The 20,320-nt window shown below is 76.6% G+C and carries 14 protein-coding genes; 6 read left to right on the forward strand and 8 right to left on the reverse strand.

What is annotated here, in order from left to right; translation table 11 throughout:
* Positions 1-151 precede the first annotated feature (151 nt).
* A complete protein-coding gene (locus tag ACRYR9_RS15960; protein ID WP_432496433.1) occupies positions 152-769 on the reverse strand; it encodes a mycothiol-dependent nitroreductase Rv2466c family protein in 618 nt (205 codons plus the stop codon).
* A gap of 152 nt (positions 770-921) precedes the next feature.
* On the opposite strand from ACRYR9_RS15960, the gene pepN reads away from it, so the two are divergent.
* Positions 922-3,477, forward strand: a complete 2,556-nt coding sequence (gene pepN / locus ACRYR9_RS15965) for an aminopeptidase N (RefSeq protein WP_432496462.1) — start codon at positions 922-924, stop codon at positions 3,475-3,477.
* Positions 3,478-3,525: 48 nt separating this feature from the next.
* On the opposite strand, the gene ACRYR9_RS15970 is transcribed toward pepN, so the two are convergent.
* Complete coding sequence (locus tag ACRYR9_RS15970) at positions 3,526-3,924, reverse strand: WhiB family transcriptional regulator (RefSeq protein WP_432496435.1); 399 nt, start codon at positions 3,922-3,924, stop codon at positions 3,526-3,528.
* Positions 3,925-4,082: 158 nt separating this feature from the next.
* Between ACRYR9_RS15970 and ACRYR9_RS15975 the strand changes: the two genes are divergently transcribed.
* The gene (locus tag ACRYR9_RS15975; RefSeq protein WP_432496438.1) at positions 4,083-4,637 is read left to right on the forward strand and encodes a GNAT family N-acetyltransferase; all 555 of its coding nucleotides are present in this window, start codon (positions 4,083-4,085) and stop codon (positions 4,635-4,637) included.
* Here ACRYR9_RS15975 and ACRYR9_RS15980 read toward each other — a convergent pair.
* Both ACRYR9_RS15980 and malQ read right to left on the reverse strand, forming a co-directional pair.
* On the reverse strand, positions 4,573-7,545 hold the full coding sequence (locus ACRYR9_RS15980; protein WP_432496441.1) for an AfsR/SARP family transcriptional regulator: 2,973 nt from the start codon (positions 7,543-7,545) through the stop codon (positions 4,573-4,575). The two genes, ACRYR9_RS15975 and ACRYR9_RS15980, sit on opposite strands and share 65 nt — an antisense overlap.
* A gap of 144 nt (positions 7,546-7,689) precedes the next feature.
* Entirely contained in the window at positions 7,690-9,873 is a 2,184-nt protein-coding gene (malQ, locus tag ACRYR9_RS15985) for a 4-alpha-glucanotransferase (RefSeq protein ID WP_432496444.1), read from the reverse strand.
* A gap of 124 nt (positions 9,874-9,997) precedes the next feature.
* Here malQ and ACRYR9_RS15990 point away from each other — a divergent pair, with 124 nt between their 5' ends.
* The 4 genes from ACRYR9_RS15990 to ACRYR9_RS16005 all read left to right on the forward strand — a co-directional run bounded on the left by ACRYR9_RS15990 (position 9,998) and on the right by ACRYR9_RS16005 (position 15,732).
* Positions 9,998-12,154 carry a prolyl oligopeptidase family serine peptidase gene (locus ACRYR9_RS15990; RefSeq protein ID WP_432496446.1) on the forward strand — a complete coding sequence of 719 codons (2,157 nt, stop codon included), beginning with the start codon at positions 9,998-10,000 and terminating at the stop codon, positions 12,152-12,154.
* A 55-nt stretch (positions 12,155-12,209) separates the two neighbouring features.
* Positions 12,210-13,319: a mechanosensitive ion channel family protein gene (locus ACRYR9_RS15995; RefSeq protein ID WP_432496449.1), complete on the forward strand. Its 1,110-nt coding sequence runs from the start codon at positions 12,210-12,212 to the stop codon at positions 13,317-13,319.
* A 404-nt stretch (positions 13,320-13,723) separates the two neighbouring features.
* A complete protein-coding gene (locus ACRYR9_RS16000) occupies positions 13,724-15,286 on the forward strand; it encodes an SDR family oxidoreductase (protein WP_432496451.1) in 1,563 nt (520 codons plus the stop codon).
* Between the two features lie 35 nt (positions 15,287-15,321).
* The gene (locus ACRYR9_RS16005; protein WP_432496464.1) at positions 15,322-15,732 is read left to right on the forward strand and encodes a globin; all 411 of its coding nucleotides are present in this window, start codon (positions 15,322-15,324) and stop codon (positions 15,730-15,732) included.
* A 106-nt stretch (positions 15,733-15,838) separates the two neighbouring features.
* Here the strand turns inward: ACRYR9_RS16005 and egtD are convergent, their stop codons facing one another.
* From egtD to ACRYR9_RS16025, 4 genes are read right to left on the reverse strand one after another with little or no spacing between them, the layout of a single operon-like run.
* Complete coding sequence (gene egtD, locus ACRYR9_RS16010; RefSeq protein ID WP_432496467.1) at positions 15,839-16,810, reverse strand: L-histidine N(alpha)-methyltransferase; 972 nt, start codon at positions 16,808-16,810, stop codon at positions 15,839-15,841.
* Positions 16,811-16,833: 23 nt separating this feature from the next.
* On the reverse strand, positions 16,834-17,532 hold the full coding sequence (gene egtC / locus ACRYR9_RS16015; RefSeq protein ID WP_432496454.1) for an ergothioneine biosynthesis protein EgtC: 699 nt from the start codon (positions 17,530-17,532) through the stop codon (positions 16,834-16,836).
* The gene (egtB, locus tag ACRYR9_RS16020; RefSeq protein ID WP_432496456.1) at positions 17,533-18,852 is read right to left on the reverse strand and encodes an ergothioneine biosynthesis protein EgtB; all 1,320 of its coding nucleotides are present in this window, start codon (positions 18,850-18,852) and stop codon (positions 17,533-17,535) included.
* Positions 18,849-20,087, reverse strand: a complete 1,239-nt coding sequence (locus ACRYR9_RS16025) for a glutamate-cysteine ligase family protein (RefSeq protein WP_432496458.1) — start codon at positions 20,085-20,087, stop codon at positions 18,849-18,851. The genes egtB and ACRYR9_RS16025 overlap by 4 nt, the downstream gene beginning before the upstream one ends.
* Positions 20,088-20,320 lie beyond the last annotated feature (233 nt).

The raw sequence follows: 20,320 nt of genomic DNA on the forward strand, positions 1-20,320 counted from the left end.
GCACGCGATGGGGCCCATGTTGGTTCTGATTTAGGACGAAGCCGGCTTGGTGGTTGCGTATGTGGACGCTAATGGCGACAGCTTGGCCGCCCCGCCCGGGGCGGGCCCGCCGGGTCCCCGCGGGCGGCGGGGCCCCGGCCGGCCGGGCACCTCAGTCGAAGACGGGGCCCTGCGTGCGGGTGCGCTTGAGCTCGAAGAAGCCGGGCGTGCGCGCCACGAGCAGGCAGCCGTCCCAGAGCCTGCCGGCGTCCTCGCCCTTCGGGGCGGGGGTGACGACGGGGCCGAAGAAGGCGGTGCCCTCGAACGCCACGACGGGGGTGCCGACGTCCTCGCCGACCAGGGAGATGCCCTCGGTGTGCGAGGCGCGCAGCTGCGCGTCGTAGGTGTCGGTGCGGGCGGCGGCCGCCAGGTCGGCGGGCAGGCCCACCTCGTCCAGGGCCTGCGCGATCACCTCGTCGAAGTCCTTGTTCCCGCCGGGGTGGATGCGGGTGCCCATCGCCGTGTACAGCGGCAGGACCACCTCCTCGCCGTGCAGGGCGCGGGCTGCGGTGACCACGCGCACCGGGCCCCAGCCGCGGTCCATCAGGTCGCGGTACTCCGGCGGCAGCTCGCGGCCCTCGTTGAGCACCGACAGGCTCATCACGTGCCAGCGGACGGTGACGTCCCGGACCCGTTCCACCTCGAGCATCCAGCGCGAGGTCATCCAGGCCCAGGGGCACAGCGGGTCGAACCAGAAGTCGGCGCTGTCCTTCGCGGGGGTCGTCGTCATGGCGCCATCCTGCCCCGCCGGGCGGGGTGCGGCCACGGCGCGGCGTGCGGGGGAAACCGGCGGTCGCGGTGTCGCCGGGGCGTGGCAGAGTGGCGCGCGGCTGGACGAGGGGCCGCCTCCCAGCGCACCCGGTGGACCGGAAGGACGTGGACGTGCCCGGCGAGAACCTGACGCGCGAGGAGGCCCGCACCCGGGCGGAGCTCGTGCAGGTCGACACCTACGACGTGGAGCTGGACCTCACGACGGGCCCGGAGGTGTTCCGCTCGGTCACGACCGTCCGCTTCAGCGCCCGCGAGGGCGCGTCGACCTTCATCGACCTCATCAGCGCCGCCGTGCACGAGGTGACCCTCAACGGGCGCTCCCTCGACCCGGCGGCCGTCGGCGACGGCGTGCGGCTGCAGCTCGACGGCCTGGCCGGGGACAACGAGCTGCGCGTCGTGGCCGACTGCCGGTACATGAACACCGGCGAGGGCCTGCACCGGTTCGTCGACCCCGTCGACGACGAGGTGTACCTCTACACCCAGTTCGAGGTCGCCGACTCCCGCCGCGTGTTCGCGGTGTTCGAGCAGCCCGACCTCAAGGCCGCGTTCACCTTCACCGTGACCGCCCCGGCGCACTGGCGGGTGATCTCCGGGGCTCCCGTGGCCGCGACGGAGGACGTCGCCGGCGGCAGGCGGTGGCGCTTCGAGCCCACCCCGAAGCTGTCCAGCTACGTCACCGCGATCATCGCCGGCCCCTACGAGGGCTCGGAGGACTCCCTCGTCTCCTCCGACGGGCGCACGATCCCGCTGGGCGTGTACTGCCGCCGCTCCCTCGTGGAGCACCTCGACGCGCACAACGTCGTCGCCGCCACGAAGGCCGGTTTCGAGTTCTACGAGCGCGAGTTCGAGGCGCCGTACCCCTTCGCCAAGTACGACCAGGTGTTCGTGCCGGAGTTCAACGCCGGGGCCATGGAGAACGCCGGTGCGGTGACGTTCGTGGAGAGCTACGTCTTCCGCTCCAAGGTGCCGCGGGCCACCGTCGAGCGCCGCGTGGTGACGGTCCTGCACGAGCTGGCGCACATGTGGTTCGGCGACCTGGTGACCATGCGCTGGTGGAACGACCTGTGGCTGAACGAGTCCTTCGCGGAGTTCGCCAGCACCCTGGCCGCCGCCGAGGCCACCGAGTGGAAGGGCGCCTGGACGACCTTCAACTCGCTGGAGAAGTCCTGGGCGTACCGCCAGGACCAGCTGCCCACGACCCACCCGATCGTCGCGGAGATCAACGACCTCGAGGACGTCGAGGTGAACTTCGACGGCATCACCTACGCCAAGGGCGCCAGCGTCCTCAAGCAGCTCGTCGCCTACGTGGGGCGCGAGGAGTTCCTCGCGGGCGTGCGCGCCTACTTCCGCCGGCACGCCTGGGGCAACACCGAGCTGGTGGACCTGCTGCGCGAGCTGGAGGCGACCTCCGGCCGCGACCTGGGCGCCTGGTCGCGCGAGTGGCTGGAGACCGCCGGCGTGGCGACGCTGCGCCCGGTGCTCCAGACGGACGCCGAGGGCACCATCACCTCCGCGGTGCTGCGCCAGGAGGCCACCGCCGAGCACCCGCACCTGCGCGCCCACCGCCTCGCGGTCGGCTGCTACGACCTCGTCGACGGCACGCTGCAGCGCACGCACCGCCTGGAGATCGACGCCGCCGGGGAGAGCGCGGAGCTGACCGGCCTGCTCGGGCGCAAGCGCCCGGACCTGCTGCTGGTCAACGACGACGACCTCGCCTACGCGAAGATCCGCCTGGACGAGGTGTCGATGGCGACCGCGCTGGAGCACCTGGACGCGTTCACCGAGTCCCTGCCCCGCTCGCTGGTCGCCGCGGCGCTGTGGGACATGACCCGCGACGGCGAGCTCGCCGCCCGCGACTACGCCGAGCTGCTGCTGGGCACCCTGCTGCCGGGGGACGCGGCGCGCGCGGACTCCACGGTGGCGCTGGTGCTGCTGCGCCAGCTGTCCACCACCGTCGAGCTGTACACCGCCCCGGCCCACCGCGAGGAGGTCCAGGCCCGCACCGCCGAGGCGCTGCTCGCGATGCTGCGCTCGGCCGCCCCGGGCAGCGACGTGCAGCTGCAGTTCGCGCGGGCGTTCGCCTCGTTCGCGCACAGCGAGGAGCACCTGGCGGTGGTGCGGGGCCTGTACGAGGGCACCTCGGCCATCGAGGGCCTCGAGGTCGACGCGGACATGCGCTGGGCGCTGCTGACCTCCCTCGTCGCCGGCGGTGCCGCCGACGTCGCGGCCGTGGACGCCGAACTGGCCCGCGACGCCACCGCGACGGGGCAGCGCTCGGCCGCCGCGGCCCGCGCGGCGCTGCCCACCGTCGAGGCCAAGCGCTCCGCGTGGGCCGACGTGGTGGAGCGCGGCACGCTGCCCAACGCCGTGCAGGCCTCGGTCATCGCGGGCTTCGGGCGGGTGCACGACCACGAGCTGCTGCGGCCGTTCGTCGAGCCGTACTTCGACGCGCTGCGCACCGTGTGGGCGCAGCGCACGAACGAGATGGCGCAGCAGGTCGTCACCGGGCTCTACCCGCTGGTGCTGGCCGACGCCGACCTGCTGGAACGCACCGACGCCTGGCTGGCCGGGGCCCAGGACGCCCCGCCGGCGCTGCGCCGCCTGGTGCTGGAGAACCGCGACGGGGTGGCGCGCGCCCTGCGCGCGCAGGAGCGCGACGCGCGCTGACGCGCCCGGCGAGGGGCGGGTGAGGCGCTGCGCCCGCCCCTCGCACGCTCACAGCGGGACGGCGACCGGGGGCGCGTCCTTGCGCGGGCGCCCGCGACCGCGCTTGTAGGCGACGGGGACGCCGTCGACGAAGAGCTGCCCGCCCCAGACGCCGACCGGCTCGCGGCGCTCCAGCGCACCGGCGAGGCAGGCCGCTCGCACCGGGCACGCCGCGCACAGGGCCTTCGCGCGCTGCACCAGCTCGCGGTCCTCCGCGAAGAACAGGTCGGCGGGCGCGGTGCGGCACGGCACGGTCGTGGACGGCACGGTCGGGGACGGCGCGGTCGGCGGTGGCGCGGTGGGCGGCGCGGCGCGGGGCGCGGGGACCGCCGTCGCGGCCCGCACGAGGGCGAGCGCGGGGCGGGTCGTCGAGGTGGGCGGGATCGGGACGGAGGCTGCTGCCGACACGGTCGGGAGCCTGCCGGGAGCCGCTTGCAGCGCGCCTGCACGGTCTCGGCACCGCGCGCGGGCACCCGCCGCGCCGCGTGCAAGGCGGTTGCAGGGTCCCGGCGGCAGCCTGGCCGGCGTCCCGCCACCCGGCGGGCCCCCGCCGAGAGGAGCCTCCCGTGCCCGAGCAGCACCCCGCCGAGGTGCCGCGGCCGCCGTCCTGGCTGCCGTCCTGGTTCCGGCACCCCACCCGCCTGGACCTGGCCACCGGGCACCACCTGCGCCCGATCCGCGAGGTCGACGTCGACCTCGACCTGCCCGCCGTCCTGGGGTCCCGCGAGCGCCTGTGGTCGATCTACGGCGAGGTGTGGGGGTGGCCGCCGGAGGGGATGACGCGCGAGCAGGACCGCGTGGACCTGGCCCGGCACGAGGCCGAGATCGCCCGGCACGAGTCGTTCAACTACGCCCTGTTCGACGACGAGGAGGCGGAGCTGCTGGGGTGCGTCTACCTGGACCCGCCGGGCCGGGCGGGCGCCGACGCGGACGTGTCTTGGTGGGTGGTGGACCGGCTCGTCGGCTCGGAGCTGGAGGCGGTGCTGGACGCCGGTGTGCCGCGGTGGGTGCACCGGGACTGGCCGTTCACCGCACCGCGCTTCGTGGGGCGCGACCTCACCTGGCAGCAGTGGCTGGCGCTGCCGCCGCTGCCGTCGCCGTCGCCGTCGCCGTCGCGGTGACGGTCCCCTCCACCGCCAGCCGCACGACGTCGGCGGTGCGCAGGGTCGCACCGGCGAGCACCGCCGCGGCGAAGCGCTCCTCGCCGAGCCGCTGCCGCAGCAGGTCGCGGGCGGTCGCCAGCTGCGCGTCGTCGCGCACGTAGAAGCCGTACACGTCGGAGCCCACGGTGTCGCGGGCCGCGCGGGCCGCGCCCAGCAGCGTCGCCGACAGCGCCGGAGCTCCCCGACCGCCGGTGCCGTCCGCCGCGGCGTCGAGCACGACGAGCGATTCGAGGAAGTGGGACAGGTTCGCCAGGTCGCCGACCTGCGCGGACAGGACGATCCCCTCGTGCAGGCGGCGACGGGCCGCGTCGCGGTCGTGCGGCGCTTCGGCCTGGGCGAGGTTGTAGAGGGCGACGAAGGTGGTGAGCCGGTCACCGCGCGCGCGGGACAGCGCCAGGCTCGTCTCGAAGTGCTCGCGCGCCTCCGGGCCGCCGCCGCGCTCACCGCCCAGGGCAGTCAGGGCGGTGCCGATCCAGGCGTGCCCCAGCGAGCGCAGCCACGGCCCGTCCGAGGCGTCCGGCAGCGCGGCCGCCAGCGGCAGGGCCCGGCGCAACCGCTGCACGGCGCTCGCGGCGTCGCCGCGGGCCAGGGCGGTGATGCCCGTGCCGGCGACGGCGTGCGCCAGGGCGTGGTGGTCGCCGGTCCGCGCGGCCAGGGCGTGCGCGCGCTCCCAGACCTCCTCGGCGCGCTGGTGCTCCCCCTGCGCGAACAGCATCGCGCCGAGGGCGAGGTCGACGCGGGTGCGCACCCGCGGGGACGTCCCGGGCAGGTCCAGCGCCGCCTCGCAGGCGCGCCGGCCCACGGCCAGGTGCCCGTGCATCCACCAGAACAACCACATCGCCCACACCAGACGGCCGGCGGTCTCGCCGTCCCCGGCGGCGCAGGAGGCGTCCACCGCGGCCAGCAGGTTGGCGTGCTCGCGCTCCACGCGCCGCAGCCAGCCCACCTGGGCGTCGCGCTGGTAGCCGCCCTGGGCCTCCTCGGCCAGGGCCAGGTGGGCGGCGGCGTGGGCGGCCTGGGCCTGCGCGCGCTCGGCGTCGCCCAGCAGCCGCTGCGCGTGCTGCCGGGTGGGTTCCAGCATCGAGAAGCGGGCGCCGTCGTCGCCGTGCTCGACCCGCACGAGGGACTGCTCCACGAGGGCCTCCAGCAGCGGCAGCACCGCCGGGCCCTCCACGGCCTCCAGCACCGGCAGCGTCCAGCCGCCGCTGAAGACGCCCAGGCGGCGGAACAGCCCCCGGGCGGGCGCGTCCAGCAGGCCGCAGCTCCAGTCCAGGGTGGCCTGCATGGTGCGCTGGCGCTCCGGCAGGTCCCGGCGCCCGCCGGACAGGGCCTCGTCCAGGCGGGCGAGCAGGTCGCGGGGCCCGAGCACCCGCACCCGGGCGGCGGCCAGCTCCAGCGCCAGCGGGATGCCGGCCAGGGCGGTGCAGACGTCGGCGACGACGCGCACCTCGCCCTCGTCGAGCCGGAACCCCGGCACGACGTCGCGCGCCCGGTCGCAGAACAGCGTGACGGCCGCCGAGGACAGCACCTCGCCCGCCGGGGCGCCGGCCGCCGGCAGGGCCAGCGGTTCCACGCGGTGCTCCACCTCCCCCGCCACCCGCAGCGGCGCGCGGCTCGTCGCCACGACGACCAGGTGCGGGCAGCTGCGCACCAGCTCGGCCACGTCGACCGCGGCGTCCAGCAGGTGCTCGAGGTTGTCGAGCACGAGCAGCAGGCGCAGGGGGTGCAGGTGGGCGGCGACGGCGTCGCGCGCGCCGGGCCCCTCCACCGCGCCCAGGCCGAGGGCGCGGGCGACGGCGGGCACGACGGCGGTGGCGTCGTCGAGGGTCGCCAGCGGCACCAGGACGGCGCCGTCCGCGAACCGGGCGTCGGCCCGGCCGGTGGCCTCGCGCGCGGCGGCCAGGGCGAGGCGGGTCTTGCCCACCCCGCCGGTGCCGGTCAGCGTCACCAGACGGGCGCCGCCGTCGAGGAGCCGGTGCAGCCGGGCCAGGTCGTCGTCGCGCCCCAGCAGCGGGGTGGGCGGGGTGGGCAGCGCCGGGCGGCGGCTCGCGGGGGCGGCGGCCGGTGGGCCGGTGCCCGCGGTGGGGGCCGGCGCCGCCGGCACGGGCGCGTCCAGCTCGGGGTCCTGGCGCAGGACCAGCTCGTGCAGCCGCCGCAGCTGCGGGCCGGGGTCCACGCCGAGCGCGTCGGCGAGCAGGCGGCGCCCCTCCTCGTAGCAGCGCAGGGCGTCGGCCTGCCGGTCGGCGCGGTACAGGGCCAGCACGAGCGCGGCCCGCAGCCCCTCGCGGAACGGTTCGGCCGCCACCAGCGCGGGCAACCGGCCGGCGACCTGCCGGTGGCGCCCGAGCGCCAGGTCGAGCTCGGCGGCGAGCTCCTCGGCCTCCAGCCGCTGCTCGTGCAGCCGCGCGGCCTCGGCGCGGGCGAAGCCCGCCGGCACGTCCGCGTACGCCGGTCCCCGCCACAGCGACAGGGCGCGCGCCACGTCCTCGCGGCCCGCGGCCGGGTCGGTGCGGCCGCGGGCGAGGGCGAGCAGGCGGCGGAACTCCTCGGCGTCCAGCTCTGCCGCCCCCAGCACCAGCTGGTACCCGGGGGCGCGGGTGCGCAGGACCTGCCAGCCGGAGGGCGGCCGCTGCGGTTCCAGTCGGCGGCGCAGCCGGGAGACGTAGCTGTGCACGGTGGAGGCGCCGGCGTCCAGGCCGCCGTCCTCCCACAGGCGGTCGGCGAGGGTGTCGGCCGCCACCACGCGACCGGCGTCGACGGCGAGGGCGGCCAGCAGGGTGCGCAGGGCACCGCCCAGCGGTGCGGTTCCCGCGGGGGTGACCACCTCGAGGGGGCCGAGCACCCGCACTTCGAGCGCCGTCGTCACGCGCTCAGGGTAGGTGGCGCGCGGGCCGGCGGTGGGCAGACGGCTGCAAGCGCCCTGCAAGGGCCCGGGTGCAGGCTGGTGCAGCCGGCACCGGGAGGGGCTGTGGGGCGGGCGGACCGGGGGGTCCGCCCGCCCCGGCCGGCGTCAGCGCTCGCGCAGGGCGCCGTCGGCGCCGCGGTCCTCGCGCACGGCGGCGTCCACCACCCGCGCGAGGGACCGCGCCCGGGCGTCGGCGGGCAGGTCGTCCAGGAGGACGACCCCGCCGTCGGGACCGGTCAGCGGCATCTTCCAGTTCGGGTGCTCCAGGGCGGTGCCCGGCTGGTTCTGCGTGCGGCGGTCCCCGACCGCGTCGACGAGGGAGACGCCGATCATGAGCGAGGGGGCCAGGGCGAGGTAGCGGTGCAGCGCCTCCACGGTCTCCTGCTCCCCGGCCCCCTCCGCCAGCAGGCCCCGCTCGCGCACCAGGCCCAGGATGCGGTCCTGCTCGGCCTGGTCGCGGCGGCGCTCCTCCTCGACGGGGCGGGTCAGCAGCCCGAGCCGGTCGCGCAGGGCGACGTGCTCCTGCGCCAGGTACCCGGCGGTGGGCGGCAGGTCGTGCACGGTGACGCTGGCCAGCGCCAGCTCGCGGTAGTCCTCCGGCGGGCGGGGCTCGGCGCCGTCGTACTCGAACCACAGCACGGCGCTGCCCAGGACACCGCGCTCGGCGAGGTACTCGCGCACCCACGGCTCGACGGTGCCGAGGTCCTCGCCGACGACGACGGCCCCGGCGCGGTGGGCCTCCAGGGCGAGGATCCCGATGAGCGCCTCGTGGTCCAGGCGCACGTAGGTGCCCTCGGAGGCGGGCGCCCCCGCCGGGATCCACCACAGCCGGAACAGGCCCAGGACGTGGTCGACGCGCAGTCCGCCGGCGTGCCGCAGGATCGTGCGGACCATGTCGCGGAACGGCGCGTACGCCTGCTCGGCGAGCCGGTCGGGGCGCCAGGGGGGCTGGCTCCAGTCCTGGCCCTGCTGGTTGAAGGCGTCCGGCGGGGCGCCGACGGTGACGCCGTGGGCGAGGGCGTCGCCCAGCGACCACACGTCCGCGCCGTCGGGGTGCACGCCGACGGCGAGGTCGTGGACGATGCCGGGCCCGGTGCCGGCCGCGGTCGCCAGGTCCTGGGCGGTGCGCAGCTGCTCGTCGCACTGCCACTGCAGCCAGCGGTGGAAGTCGATCCGCTCGGCGAGCCCGTCCAGGGCGCCGGAGGCGGCGGCCCGCTCGGGGCTGGAGACCTCCTGCGGCCACTGCGCGACGGGCGGCCCGTGGCGCTCGGCGAGGGCGCACCAGGTGGCGAAGTCGCTCAGACCGGGGTCCTCGTCGGCGACGTAGCGGCGGAAGGCGGTCTCGCGGGCGGGGGTGCGCCCCTGCCGGAAGACGATCTCCAGCGCCTCCCGCTTGGCGGCCCACACCGCGTCGCGGTCGATCTCGCCGGGGTCGGTGTTCGAGGGGCGGCACCTGCTGGCCAGGCGCTCCACGGCGGCGCGGTCGGCGGGCGCCAGGTAGGCGACCTCCCGCACGTCCTCCACGCGCAGGTACACCGGGTTGACGAAGCGCCGCGTGGTCGGCAGGTACGGGGAGGCCTCCATGGGCGGCACCGGTGAGGCGGCGGCCAGCGGGTTGACCAGGACCCACCCGGCGCCCTGCTCCGCGGCGTACGAGGACAGCTCCCCCAGGTCCGCGAGGTCGCCGATGCCCCACGAGCGCGAGGAGCGCACCGAGTACAGCTGCGTCTGGTAGCCCCAGCTGCGCCCGCTCTGCAGCGCCGGGGGCAGCTCCAGGACGTCGGGGGTGACGACGAGGGGGCAGGTGGCGTCCCCGGAGGGGGTGTGCGCGCGCAGCACGTGCCACCCCAGGGGCAGGTCGTCGGGGACCTCGAAGGTGGCGCGGCCGGTGAGCCTGCCGTCCACGCGCACCGGGTCGACCCAGCGGTCCACCTGGCGCAGCGCCGCCCAGCCGCCGTCCTCCAGCTGCACGACCAGCTCGACGGGGTCGCCGTGCGGGACGTGCACGGGGACCTGGTGGGCGCGCCCCTCCCGGGCCACGACGACCGGCGGCAGGGTGCGCCGCCACGGCCGCAGCTTCACCTCGTGCAGCGCGTCGTCGAGCGCCGCGGGGCTCGACACGTCCAGGCCCATGGCGGTGAGCACCGCCTCGACCGTGGAGCGGCGGACGGCGCTCTCCCGGCCCTGCCAGTCGGTGAAGCGGGTGGCGACGCCGCAGGCGGCGGCCAGCTCCAGCAGCTGGGGGGCGGGGCGGTCCTCGGGGACGGCGCTCGGGGTCTGGGACGGCACGGCGCCGACTCTGCCACGGGGCGTGCCTCCCGGCCCGTCCACACGCTCCCCGCCGCGGGTCCACCCCGCTCGTCCACGCGGCACCGGCGCGGCGCGGTGCCCGCGGTGCCTAGGGTGGACGCCCATGAGCACCCCCGCGGCCGGCCCGTCGAGCACCCCCGGCAGCGTCCCGCCCGCTCCGCGCCTGGACCTCGTGGAGGAGCTGCACGGCGTGGCCGTGGCGGACCCGTACCGGTGGCTGGAGGACCCCGCCGACCCGCGCACCCGCGAGTGGTCGGCGTGGCAGGACGAGGCGTGGGAGCGCTTCGCGGCCGCGCTGCCCGGCCGCGAGCGCGTGGAGCGGCGGGTGCGGGAGCTGCTGTCGACCGGCGCGGTGGGCTCCCCGGTGCACCGGGGCGAGCGGGTGTTCCGCAGCCGCCGCGACCCCGGGGCCGAGCACGCGGTGCTGCGGGTGACCGACGCCCCCGGGGCGCCGGAGCGGGTGCTGGTGGACCCGGTGGCCCTGGACCCCTCCGGCACCACGACCCTGGACTCCTGGCGGCCCAGCGTCGAGGGCGACCTGCTGGCGTACCAGGTCTCCGAGGGCGGCAGCGAGGAGAGCGTCCTGCGGGTGCTGGACGTCGCCACCGGCGAGGTCGTGGACGGGCCGCTGGACCGCGCCCGCTACTCCCCCGTCGCCTGGCTGCCCGCCCGCGAGGGCGGACCGCGGGCCTTCTACTACGTGCGCCGCCTGCCGCCGGAGGCGGTGCCGCAGGCCGAGCGCCAGTACCACCGGCGCGTCTACCTGCACCGGGTGGGCACCGACCCCGCCACCGACGTCGAGGTGTTCGGCGCCGGGATGTCGATGACGAACTACTACGGGGTGTGGACCTCCCGGGACGGGCGCTGGCTGGTGGTCAGCGCCTCGGACGGCACCGCGCCGCGCGACGACGTGTGGATCGCCGACCTGTCCACCTCGGGGCCGCAGGCACCGGTGCTGCGGGAGGTCGTCACCGGCCGCGACGCGCGCACCAGCGCGTGGGTCGGCCGGGACGGGCGCCTGTACCTGCTCACCGACCTGGACGCCCCGCGCGGGCGGCTGGCGGTGGCCGACCCGGCGGACCCCGGCGTGCAGAACTGGCGCGACCTGCTGCCGCAGGCGCCGGACGCCCTGCTGGAGGACGTCGCCGTCCTGGACGGCCCGGAGCTGGACGCACCGCTGCTGGTGGCCGGCTGGACCCGGCACGCCGTCTCGTCCCTGACGGTGCACGACCTGGCGACGGGCCGGCAGCGGGCGGGCGCGGCGGGCGCGATCGAGCTGCCGGGTGCGGGCTCGGTGGGCGGTCTGGTGACCCGACCGGACGGCGGGCACGAGGTGTGGTTCGGCTACACGGACACCACCACCCCCGCGCACGTGCACCGCTGGGACGCCCGCGACGGCTCGCTGACCCTGGACGCGGCCCCGCCCGGCGCGGTGGCCGTGCCCCCGGTGACCAGCCGGCTGCTGGAGTACCGCGGCGACGACGGCACCACGGTGCGGCTGCAGCTGACGGTGCGCACCGACGCCCTCGACGAGGACGGCCGCCCCCGCTCGCCCGCCCCGGCGATCCTGTACGGGTACGGCGGCTTCGGCATCAGCCTGTCCCCGCACTACGCCCCCGACGCCCTGGCCTGGGTGGAGGCCGGCGGCGTGCACGCCGTGGCCAACCTGCGCGGCGGCGGCGAGGAGGGCGAGGACTGGCACCGCGCCGGGATGCGCGAGCACAAGCAGAACGTCTTCGACGACTTCCACGCCGCCGCCCGCTTCCTCGTCGAGCAGGGCTGGACGACGCACGCGCAGCTGTGCGTGCACGGCGGTTCCAACGGCGGCCTGCTCGTGGGCGCGGCGCTGACCCAGCAGCCGCACCTGTTCGCCGCGGTGGTGTGCTCGGCCCCGCTGCTGGACATGGTGCGCTACGAGCAGCACGGGCTGGGCGCCACGTGGAACGACGAGTACGGCTCGGCGGCCGTGGCGGAGGAGTTCGGCTGGCTGCTGTCGTACTCGCCGTACCACCGCGTCGTGGAGGGCACGCCGTACCCGGCGGTGCTGTTCACCGTGTTCGACGGCGACTCCCGGGTGGACCCGCTGCACGCGCGCAAGCTGTGCGCCGCCCTGCAGCACGCCACCTCCTCCTCCCGGCCCGTGCTGCTGCGCCGGGAGGGTGACGTCGGGCACGGCTCCCGCTCCGTCTCGCGCAGCGCGGGCCTGGTGCGCGACACCCTGGCGTTCGCCGCGGCCGCCACCGGCCTCGACCTGGGCTGAAGCTCCCCGCACCACCGCCACCCGGAAACCCCGCTGGAAGGAACCCGAAGACCCTGTGAACGACGCCCTGTCCGCCGTGCTGGGAACCGACACCGCCGAAGCCACCGAGGCCGCGTCCGAGACGGCCGGCAAGGTCGCGCAGTTCCTGCTCGACGAGCCCCTGAAGATCCTCATCGTCCTGGTCGTGTGCTTCGTGGCGCGCTACCTGCTGCTGCGGCTCATCAGCCGGGTCGCCACCGGCATCGCCACCGGCGCCAGCCGCCTCGGCGGGCGCGGCACCGCCAAGCGGCACGGGCTGCTGGAGTCCTCCCCGCTGCTCAACGAGCGCCGCGAGCAGCGCGCCGGGACCATCGCCTCCGTCCTCAAGAGCGCCACCACGCTGGTGCTCGGCATCGCCGCGGTGATGTCCGTCCTGGACATCGTGGGCGTGTCCATCGCCCCGTTCCTGGCCTCCGCCGGGATCGCCGGCGTCGCCATCGGCTTCGGCGCCCAGGCGCTCGTCAAGGACTTCCTGTCCGGGTTCTTCATGCTCGCCGAGGACCAGTACGGCGTCGGCGACGTCGTCGACCTCGGCGACGCCTCCGGCACCGTGGAAGCGGTGGGCCTGCGGGTGACGAGGCTGCGCGACGTGCAGGGCACCGTCTGGTACGTGCGCAACGGCGAGATCATCCGCGTCGGCAACCAGAGCCAGGGCTGGGCGCGCGCCGTGCTGGACGTCTCCGTCGCCTACGGCGAGGACGTCGCGAACGTGCAGGAGGTCCTGCAGCGCGTCGGCGACGCGCTCGCCGCCGAGGAGGACTGGAAGCCGCTCGTGCTGGAGCGCCCCGAGGTGTGGGGCGTGGAGCAGATGGCCGCCGACGCCATCGTGCTGCGCCTGGTGGTCAAGACGGCACCGCTGCAGCAGTGGGCGGTGCAGCGCGAGCTGCGCCGGCGCATCAAGGCGGTCTTCGACGCCGAGGGCATCGAGTTCCCCTTCCCGCAGCGCACGGTGTGGTTGCGCAACGAGGACGCCCGCCCGCAGCCGCCGAAGCAGCAGCGCAGGCCGGGGAGCGAGGTCGACGCCGTCTCGGCAGCGGGCTCGCACCCGCCGCCGCGCAGCGAGGCGGACGTGTCCGCGGAGACGACGGCGGACGTGGACCCGGAGTCGGTGCGGCGGGGGTCCTGAACTTCGGGGGCCGGTTCGCGCTCGGGGTCGGGTTCTCGCCCGGGAGGTGGGGTGCTCTCGTGCCGGGCTCTCCGCCCGCTGCCGGGTGCACCTGCGCACCCGAGTGCGTGTGGCTGGCTCCGGACGCCCGGCGACGAGAGCACCCCACCTCCCTCCACCCTCACCACCGCGCGGGACCGGCGAGCACCGCTGCACCGCAGCGCGACGAGGGTGGCGGCGGGTGCGGAGGCCGGCGTCCGGAGCCCGCCCGGCGCACCCGGGCGAGGTGGTGCACCCGGCAGCGGGCGGAGAGCCGGCCGCAGCACCCGCCGACGCCCGCACCCGGGTGACCACGCAGCCGCACCGAGGCGACCCCCGAACGGGACCGGCTCGCCGAGCGGGCACCCCGCACCCACACTGACGGCGTGTACGACGACACTCCCCCCACGTCCGACTCGCCGCAGGCCGCGCACGAGGTCGGGGACGGCGCCGGCCGGCTGGCCCTGGTGACCGGCGTCAGCGGTTACATCGGCGGCCGGCTGGTCCCCGAGCTGCTGGCGGCGGGGTTCCGGGTGCGGGCGGTGGCGCGGCGGCCGGAGGTGCTGCGGGACCGCCCGTGGATCGGGGACGTGGAGGTGGTGCGCGCCGATGCCTCCGAGGCCGAGGCGATCGCCGAGGCGCTGCGCGGGGTGGACGTCGCCTACTACCTGATCCACGCCATGAGCGGCGGCGGGTCGTTCTCCGCGAAGGACCGCCGCACCGCCCGCACGTTCGCGCGCGCCGCCGCCGCGCAGGGGGTGGGCCGGGTCGTGTACCTGGGGGGCCTGTACCCGGAGGACGAGGAGCTGTCGACGCACCTGGAGTCGCGGCGGGAGGTCGGGGAGATCCTGCTGGACTCCCCCGTGCCGACGACGGTGCTGCGCGCGGCCGTGATCCTGGGCTCGGGGTCGGCGAGCTTCGAGATGATGCGCTACCTGACCGAGCGGCTGCCGGCGATGGTGTGCCCGAAGTGGGTGAGCAACCGCATCCAGCCCATCGCGGTGCGCGACGTGCTGCGGTACCTGGTGGGATCGGCGGACATGCCGCCGGACGTGAACCGGGCCTTCGACATCGGCGGCCCGGACGTGCTGACGTACCTGGACATGATGCGCGGCTACGCCGAGGTGGCGGGGCTGCCGAAGCGGCGCGTGCTGCCGGTGGAGGTGATGTCCCCGCGCCTGTCCAGCCACTGGGTGGGCGTGGTGACGCCGGTGCCCAAGCAGATCGCCCGGCCGCTGGTGGAGAGCCTCGTGCACGAGGTCGTGTGCAAGGAGCACGACATCGCCCGGTTCGTGCCCGACCCGCCCGAGGGCCTGCTGGGCTTCCGCGAGGCGGTGCGGCTGGCGCTGCAGCGGGTGCAGGAGGCGAACGTCGCCACCCGGTGGAGCTCGGCGGCCCTGCCCGGCGCCCCCAGCGACCCGCTGCCCTCGGACCCGGACTGGGCCGGCGGCAACCTGTACGTGGACGAGCGCACCATCGTGGTCGACGCCCCCGCGCACGTGCTGTGGCGGGTGCTGGAGGGCATCGGCGGGGACCAGGGCTGGTACTCGTGGCCGATGGCGTGGGCGGTGCGCGGGCTGATGGACCGCTTCTCCGGCGGCCCGGGGCTGCGCCGCGGCCGTCGCGACCCGCACCACCTCATGGTGGGCGACGCGGTGGACTGGTGGCGCGTGGAGGAGCGCGAGGAGGACCGCCTGCTGCGGCTGCGGGCGGAGATGCGCCTGCCGGGCCTGGCGTGGCTGGACCTGCGGGTGGAGGCGGACCCGGTGGGGCGCACCCTGTTCCGGCAGCGCGCCCTGTTCCACCCCAAGGGCCTGGCCGGTCAGGCGTACTGGGCGGCGATCAGCCCGTTCCACGACGTCGTCTTCGGCGGGATGCAGCGCAACGTGAAGGAGGCCGCGGAGGCCGCGGCCCGTCGGGCGCCGGCAGGGGCGACACTGGTGCGGTGAGCCCCGACCTGCCCCTCGTCCGACCGCAGAACCTCATCGGCCGCAAGCCCGCCGGCCCCGACGGCGGCACCGTCAGCTTCTACGAGGAGGTCGGCGGCCACGACACGTTCGTGCGCCTGGTGGACGTCTTCTACGACGGCGTGGCCGCCGACGAGGGCCTGCGCCCCATGTACCCCGAGGAGGACCTCGGCCCCGCCAAGGAGCGGCTGCGGATGTTCCTCGAGCAGTACTGGGGCGGGCCCACCACCTACTCCGAGCAGCGCGGGCACCCGCGGCTGCGGATGCGGCACGCCTCCTTCAAGGTCAACCCCGACGCCCGCGACCGCTGGCTGACGCACATGCGCGCCGCCGTGGACTCCCTGGGCCTGCCGCCGGCGCAGCAGGGCCTGCTGTGGGACTACCTGGAGCGGGCGGCGCACAGCATGCTCAACACGTTCGACGACTGATCTCGCAGCTCGCACGGGTTCGTGCCCGGGTTCGCGCCCGGGTGGCGGGGAACTCCTCCGCCGGGCTCTCCGCCCGCTACCGGCCCACCACCCGCCGCTCGCGAGCTCAGGCCCGGGGCACGGCGAGGCTGAGGGCGACGTCGCCGTGCGGGTCGGTCCACCAGCGCGCCAGGTCCAGCCCGGCGGCGTCCAGCTCGGCAGTGACGCTCTCGCGGCGGAACTTGCTGGACACCTCGGTGCGCACCTCCTCGCCCGCGGCGAACTCGACGGTGAGGTCCAGGGCGGTCACGTGGACCGTCACCGCGCGGCGGGCGCGCAGGCGCATCTCGATGCGCTCGTGCTCGGGGACCCACACGGCGACGTGGTCGAAGTCGTCCGGGTCGGCGTCGGCGCCCAGTTCGCGGCGCAGGACGTGGATCACGTTCTTGTTGAACTCCGCGGTGACGCCGGTGGAGTCGTCGTAGGCGGCGAGCAGGCGGTCGGTGTCCTTGACGAGGTCGGTGCCCAGCAGGAGGGCGTCGCCGGGGACGAGGGTGGCGGCGAGGTCGCGCAGGAACCGGGCGCGGGGGCCGGGTTCGAGGTTGCCGATGGTGGAGCCGAGGAACGCCACGAGGCGCCGGCCGCCGCGCGGCAGCCGGTCCAGGTGGTGCTCGAAGTCGCCGACCACCGCGTGCACGGCGAGACCGGGGTGCTCGGCGGCGACGGCGGTACCCGCTTCGCCGAGCACGACGCCGTCGACGTCGAAGGGCACGAACCGGCGCAGCGTGCCGGCGCCGGCGAGGGCCGCCAGCAGCAGGCGGGTCTTCTCGCTGGTCCCGCTGCCCAGTTCCACGAGGGTGTCGGCGCCGGTGGCGGCGGCCACCTCGCCGGCGACCAGGTCGAGCAGCTCGCGCTCGCGGCGGGTGGGGTAGTACTCCGGCAGCCTGGTGATCTCGTCGAACAGCCGGCTGCCGCGCTCGTCGTAGAACCACTTCGGGGGCAGGGTCTTCGGCGTGCTCGTCAATCCCGCGCGCACGTCGTGGCGCAGGGCCGCAGCGAGGACGTCGGGTGTGAGGTGCCGCTCGACGACGAGGGGCAGCGCGTCGGTGGCGGGGGTGGTGCTCACGGGGCCTCCAGCCGGGTCAGCTCGACGCCGTCCGGCGTCACGGTCACGAGGGTTCGGTCGGGGACGTCGCACCAGGCGGGGTCGTCGTCGAAGGGTTCGCTGGCGAGCACGACCCCGTCGGGGGTGCGCAGGACGCTGAGGGTGTCGCCCCAGGCGGTGGCGAGCAACCGCTCGCCGTCGGTGGCCAGGACGTTGAGGCGGGCGGCCGGGTCGGCGGCGCCGGCGGCGGCGATCCGCTCGGCCAGTTCCTCCGGTGCGGCGAGCAGGTGCGCGGCGAGCACGGCGCTGTCGCACACGGACTCCGCGGCGGGCCACGCCTCAGCGGGCAGGACGGCGCGGTCCACGACGCCGTTGTGGGAGAGCATCCAGCGCCCGCGCGCGAACGGCGCGCAGGCGCTCTCGTCACCCGGCATCCCGACGGTGGCGCTGCGCACGGCGGCGAGCACGCACCCGGAGGCGACGTGCGGGGCGACCGAGGCCAGGGACGCCTCCGCCCACACCGGCCGCGAGGAGCGCCAGCGGGCGGGTTCGGGCCGGGCGGGGCTGTACCAGCCCACGCCCCAGCCGTCGGCGTTGACGGTGCCGTGGGCCTGCCGGCGCGGTTCCCAGCTCTGCCGCAGCAAGCCGTGCTCGGGCTCCAGCAGCAGTTCCGCCAGGGTGCGGGGTGCGCCGAGCCAGGCGACGTGCCGGCACACTCAGGCGTCCCACGCCAGGCGCACGCCGGTGAAGACCTGCCGCCTGATCGGGTGGTCCCAGTTGCGGAACGACGGGCGCACCGCACCGGCGGCCGTGGCCCACGCGCCGCCGCGCAGAACCCGGTGGTCCCCGCCGAAGAACGGTGCGGAGTAGCTGTCGTAGAGCATCGGGGAGAAACCCGGCCACGGGGTGAACGCGGAACTCGTCCACTCCCACACGTCGCCGATCATCTGCTCGACCCCGTACGCCGAGGCGCCCGCCGGGTAGGCGCCGACCTGGGCGGGACCGAGCGCGGTGCCGCCCAGGTTGGCCCGCTGCGCCGTGGCGGGGTCGTCCCCCCACGGCCAGCGGCGCCGCCGGCCGGTGGCGGGGTCCCACGCGCACGCCTTCTCCCACTCCACCTCGGTGGGCAACCGGGCCCCCGCCCAGCGGGCGTACGCCTGCGCCTCGTGGAAGTCGACGTGCTGCACGGGTTCGGCGGGGTCGACGGTGCGCACCACCCCGAAACGGCGCTGCGTCCACCACCCGGCGCCGTCGGGTTCCCACGTCATGGGCGCGCGCAGCCCCTGCGCGGTGCGGTGCGCCCAGCCGGTGGTGCTCCACAGCCGCGGGTCGTCGTAGCCGCCGGCGTCGACGAACTGCGCCCACTCGCCGTTGCTGACGGGGACGCGCCCGATGCGGAACGCGGGCAGGTGCACCTCGTGCTGGGGCAGTTCGTTGTCGAGCGCCCAGGGTTCGGCGACCGGGTCGGCGCCGAGCAGGAACGGGCCGGCGGGCACGAGCACCGCCTCGGCGGGCACGGGCCGGCCTGGCGGGGTGGGTGTGGCCGTCAGCAGGGGTGCACCGGTGCGCAGGCCGTGCGTGGCGAGCATCGTCTCGTCGTGCTGGAACTCGTGCTGGGCCACCATCCCCGCGGTGGAGTGCGCGTCGTCGGGGTGCGCGCGCTCCAGGGCGTCCAGGACGCGCCCGCGGACCTCGGCCAGCGCCCGGCGGGAGGCGGTCGCGTCCAGCAGCGGCAGTTGCGTGCGGGTGGCGCGGGGGTGCTCGAACGCGTCGTACAGGCACGCGATCGCCGGGTGGAAGACGGGCTCGCGGTCGGGGTCGGCGGCCTGCAGCAGCCACTGCTCCTCCTGCTGGCCGACGTGCGCGAGGTCCCACACGAGCGGGCTCATCAGCGGCGAGTGCTGAGCGGTCAGCTCGGCGTCGTCGGCGTCGGTGAGGGCCAGGGTGGCGCGCCGGGCGGACTCCAGGGCGGCCACGGCCGCCTCCAGCCCGGCGGCGCCCGTGGCGCCGTGCTCGGTGCTCGTCGGGGTGCTCATCGCAGTTCCTCCGCGGTCAGGCAGCCGGTGGGCCCGTCGCGACGGACCCGGTCCAGGACGAGGTCGGCCGGGTGGTGCCCGGCGTCGAGGAGCTCGGCCCACGCCTCCACGCAGCCGCGCAGCGCGTCGGGCACGGCGGGCAGGGCGGCGTCGAGGAGGCCGCGGGCGGCGCGGGCGGTGTCGCACCCGCACGCGTCGACGACGGCGGCGGCGGCGTCGGCGGCGCGCTCGTCGTCGACGACCGCTGCGACCACCGCGGCCAGCCCGGGCCACCAGGCGGCGGGCACGGCGTCCAGGACGCGCACCTCCAGGAAACCGCGCAGCCGCACCGGCGGCCACAGGGTGCTCAGGTGCAGGTCGACGTCGGCGGCGGTGGGTCGGCGGCCGTGCAGCAGCCGTCGCCCGCTCGCCCAGTCGGCGAGGGTCACCGGCTCCAGCACGGGGCGGCAGGGGCTCTGCGGTGCGTCGCGCACGAGCATCACGGGGGCGGCGAGGGCGAACGCCGCCCACTCCCCCGCCGGGTCGGGCCCACCGGTGCTGTCGGCGGGGCGGGTGCAGCGGCCCGGTTCGAGCCGGCGCCACACGCCCTGGCGGGTGGAGCGGGTGCCGTCGGTGCGACCGGCGAGCAGGGGGCTGCACGCACCGAGGGCGGCCAGGGCGGGCAGCAGCCGGTGCACGTGCTCCAGGCGCTGCGGCCACCGGTGGGCCGGGCCCGCGTCGAGGTTCACCTGCAGCGACGCGGTGGAGCACATCATCGCGGCGCCGTCGACGGCGTGGCCGAGGGCCGCGAAGTGCCGCTCCATCGCCGTGTAGCGCGAGCCCGGGTTGACGCGCCCGGGCTCGCGCACGAGGTCGGTGCCGGTGCTCAGCAGTGCGATGCCGTCGGCGGCGAGGACCGCGTCGACGTGCGCGGCGTCTCGGCGCAGCACCTCGGCGGCGGCGACGACGCCGGGCAGCGGGGGGCTGGACAGCTCCACCTGACCACCGGGTTCGAGGGTGACGCGGCACCCGGCGGGCGGTGCGGCACCCCGCAGCGCACCCGTGAGGCGGTCCCACGGCACGCGGCGCAGCGGTGCGCGCAGGTCGACGGCGTGCCGTTCGAGCTCCAGGCCGACGGTCCCGACGGTGCCGGCGCGCAGGGCGCGGGCCGTGACGTGCTCGTGGACGGCGACGACGTCGAGGGGGGCGGTGAGCTCCCCGGCCACCTGCTCGACGGAGGACGGCGGAGACGGCACTGCTGTGGCCCCTTCCAGGTCCGGACCGGTTCCTGGCGGAACCGCGGGTCGGCGTGGGACCACCGAGGTGGCCTCGCCGGGAGCCTGGCACGCCCCCCGGGCCCCGGCAAGAGCCCCGCCCCCACCCTCCCCCACCCCCTGGGGGGGGGGGGGGGGGGGGGGGGGGGGGGGGGGGGGGGGGGGGGGGGGGGGGGGGGGGGGGGGGGGGGGGGGGGGGGGGGGGGGGGGGGGGG

This window comes from Kineococcus auxinigenes, assembly GCF_050871525.1.
Lineage (GTDB): Bacteria > Actinomycetota > Actinomycetes > Actinomycetales > Kineococcaceae > Kineococcus.

Coding starts and splice junctions, on each gene's coding strand:
- egtB (WP_432496456.1), bottom strand. CDS start 18,852: ATGAGCACCCCGACGAGCACCGAGCACGGCGCCACGGGCGCCGCCGGG.
- ACRYR9_RS15990 (WP_432496446.1), top strand. CDS start 9,998: ATGAGCACCCCCGCGGCCGGCCCGTCGAGCACCCCCGGCAGCGTCCCG.
- ACRYR9_RS15960 (WP_432496433.1), bottom strand. CDS start 769: ATGACGACGACCCCCGCGAAGGACAGCGCCGACTTCTGGTTCGACCCG.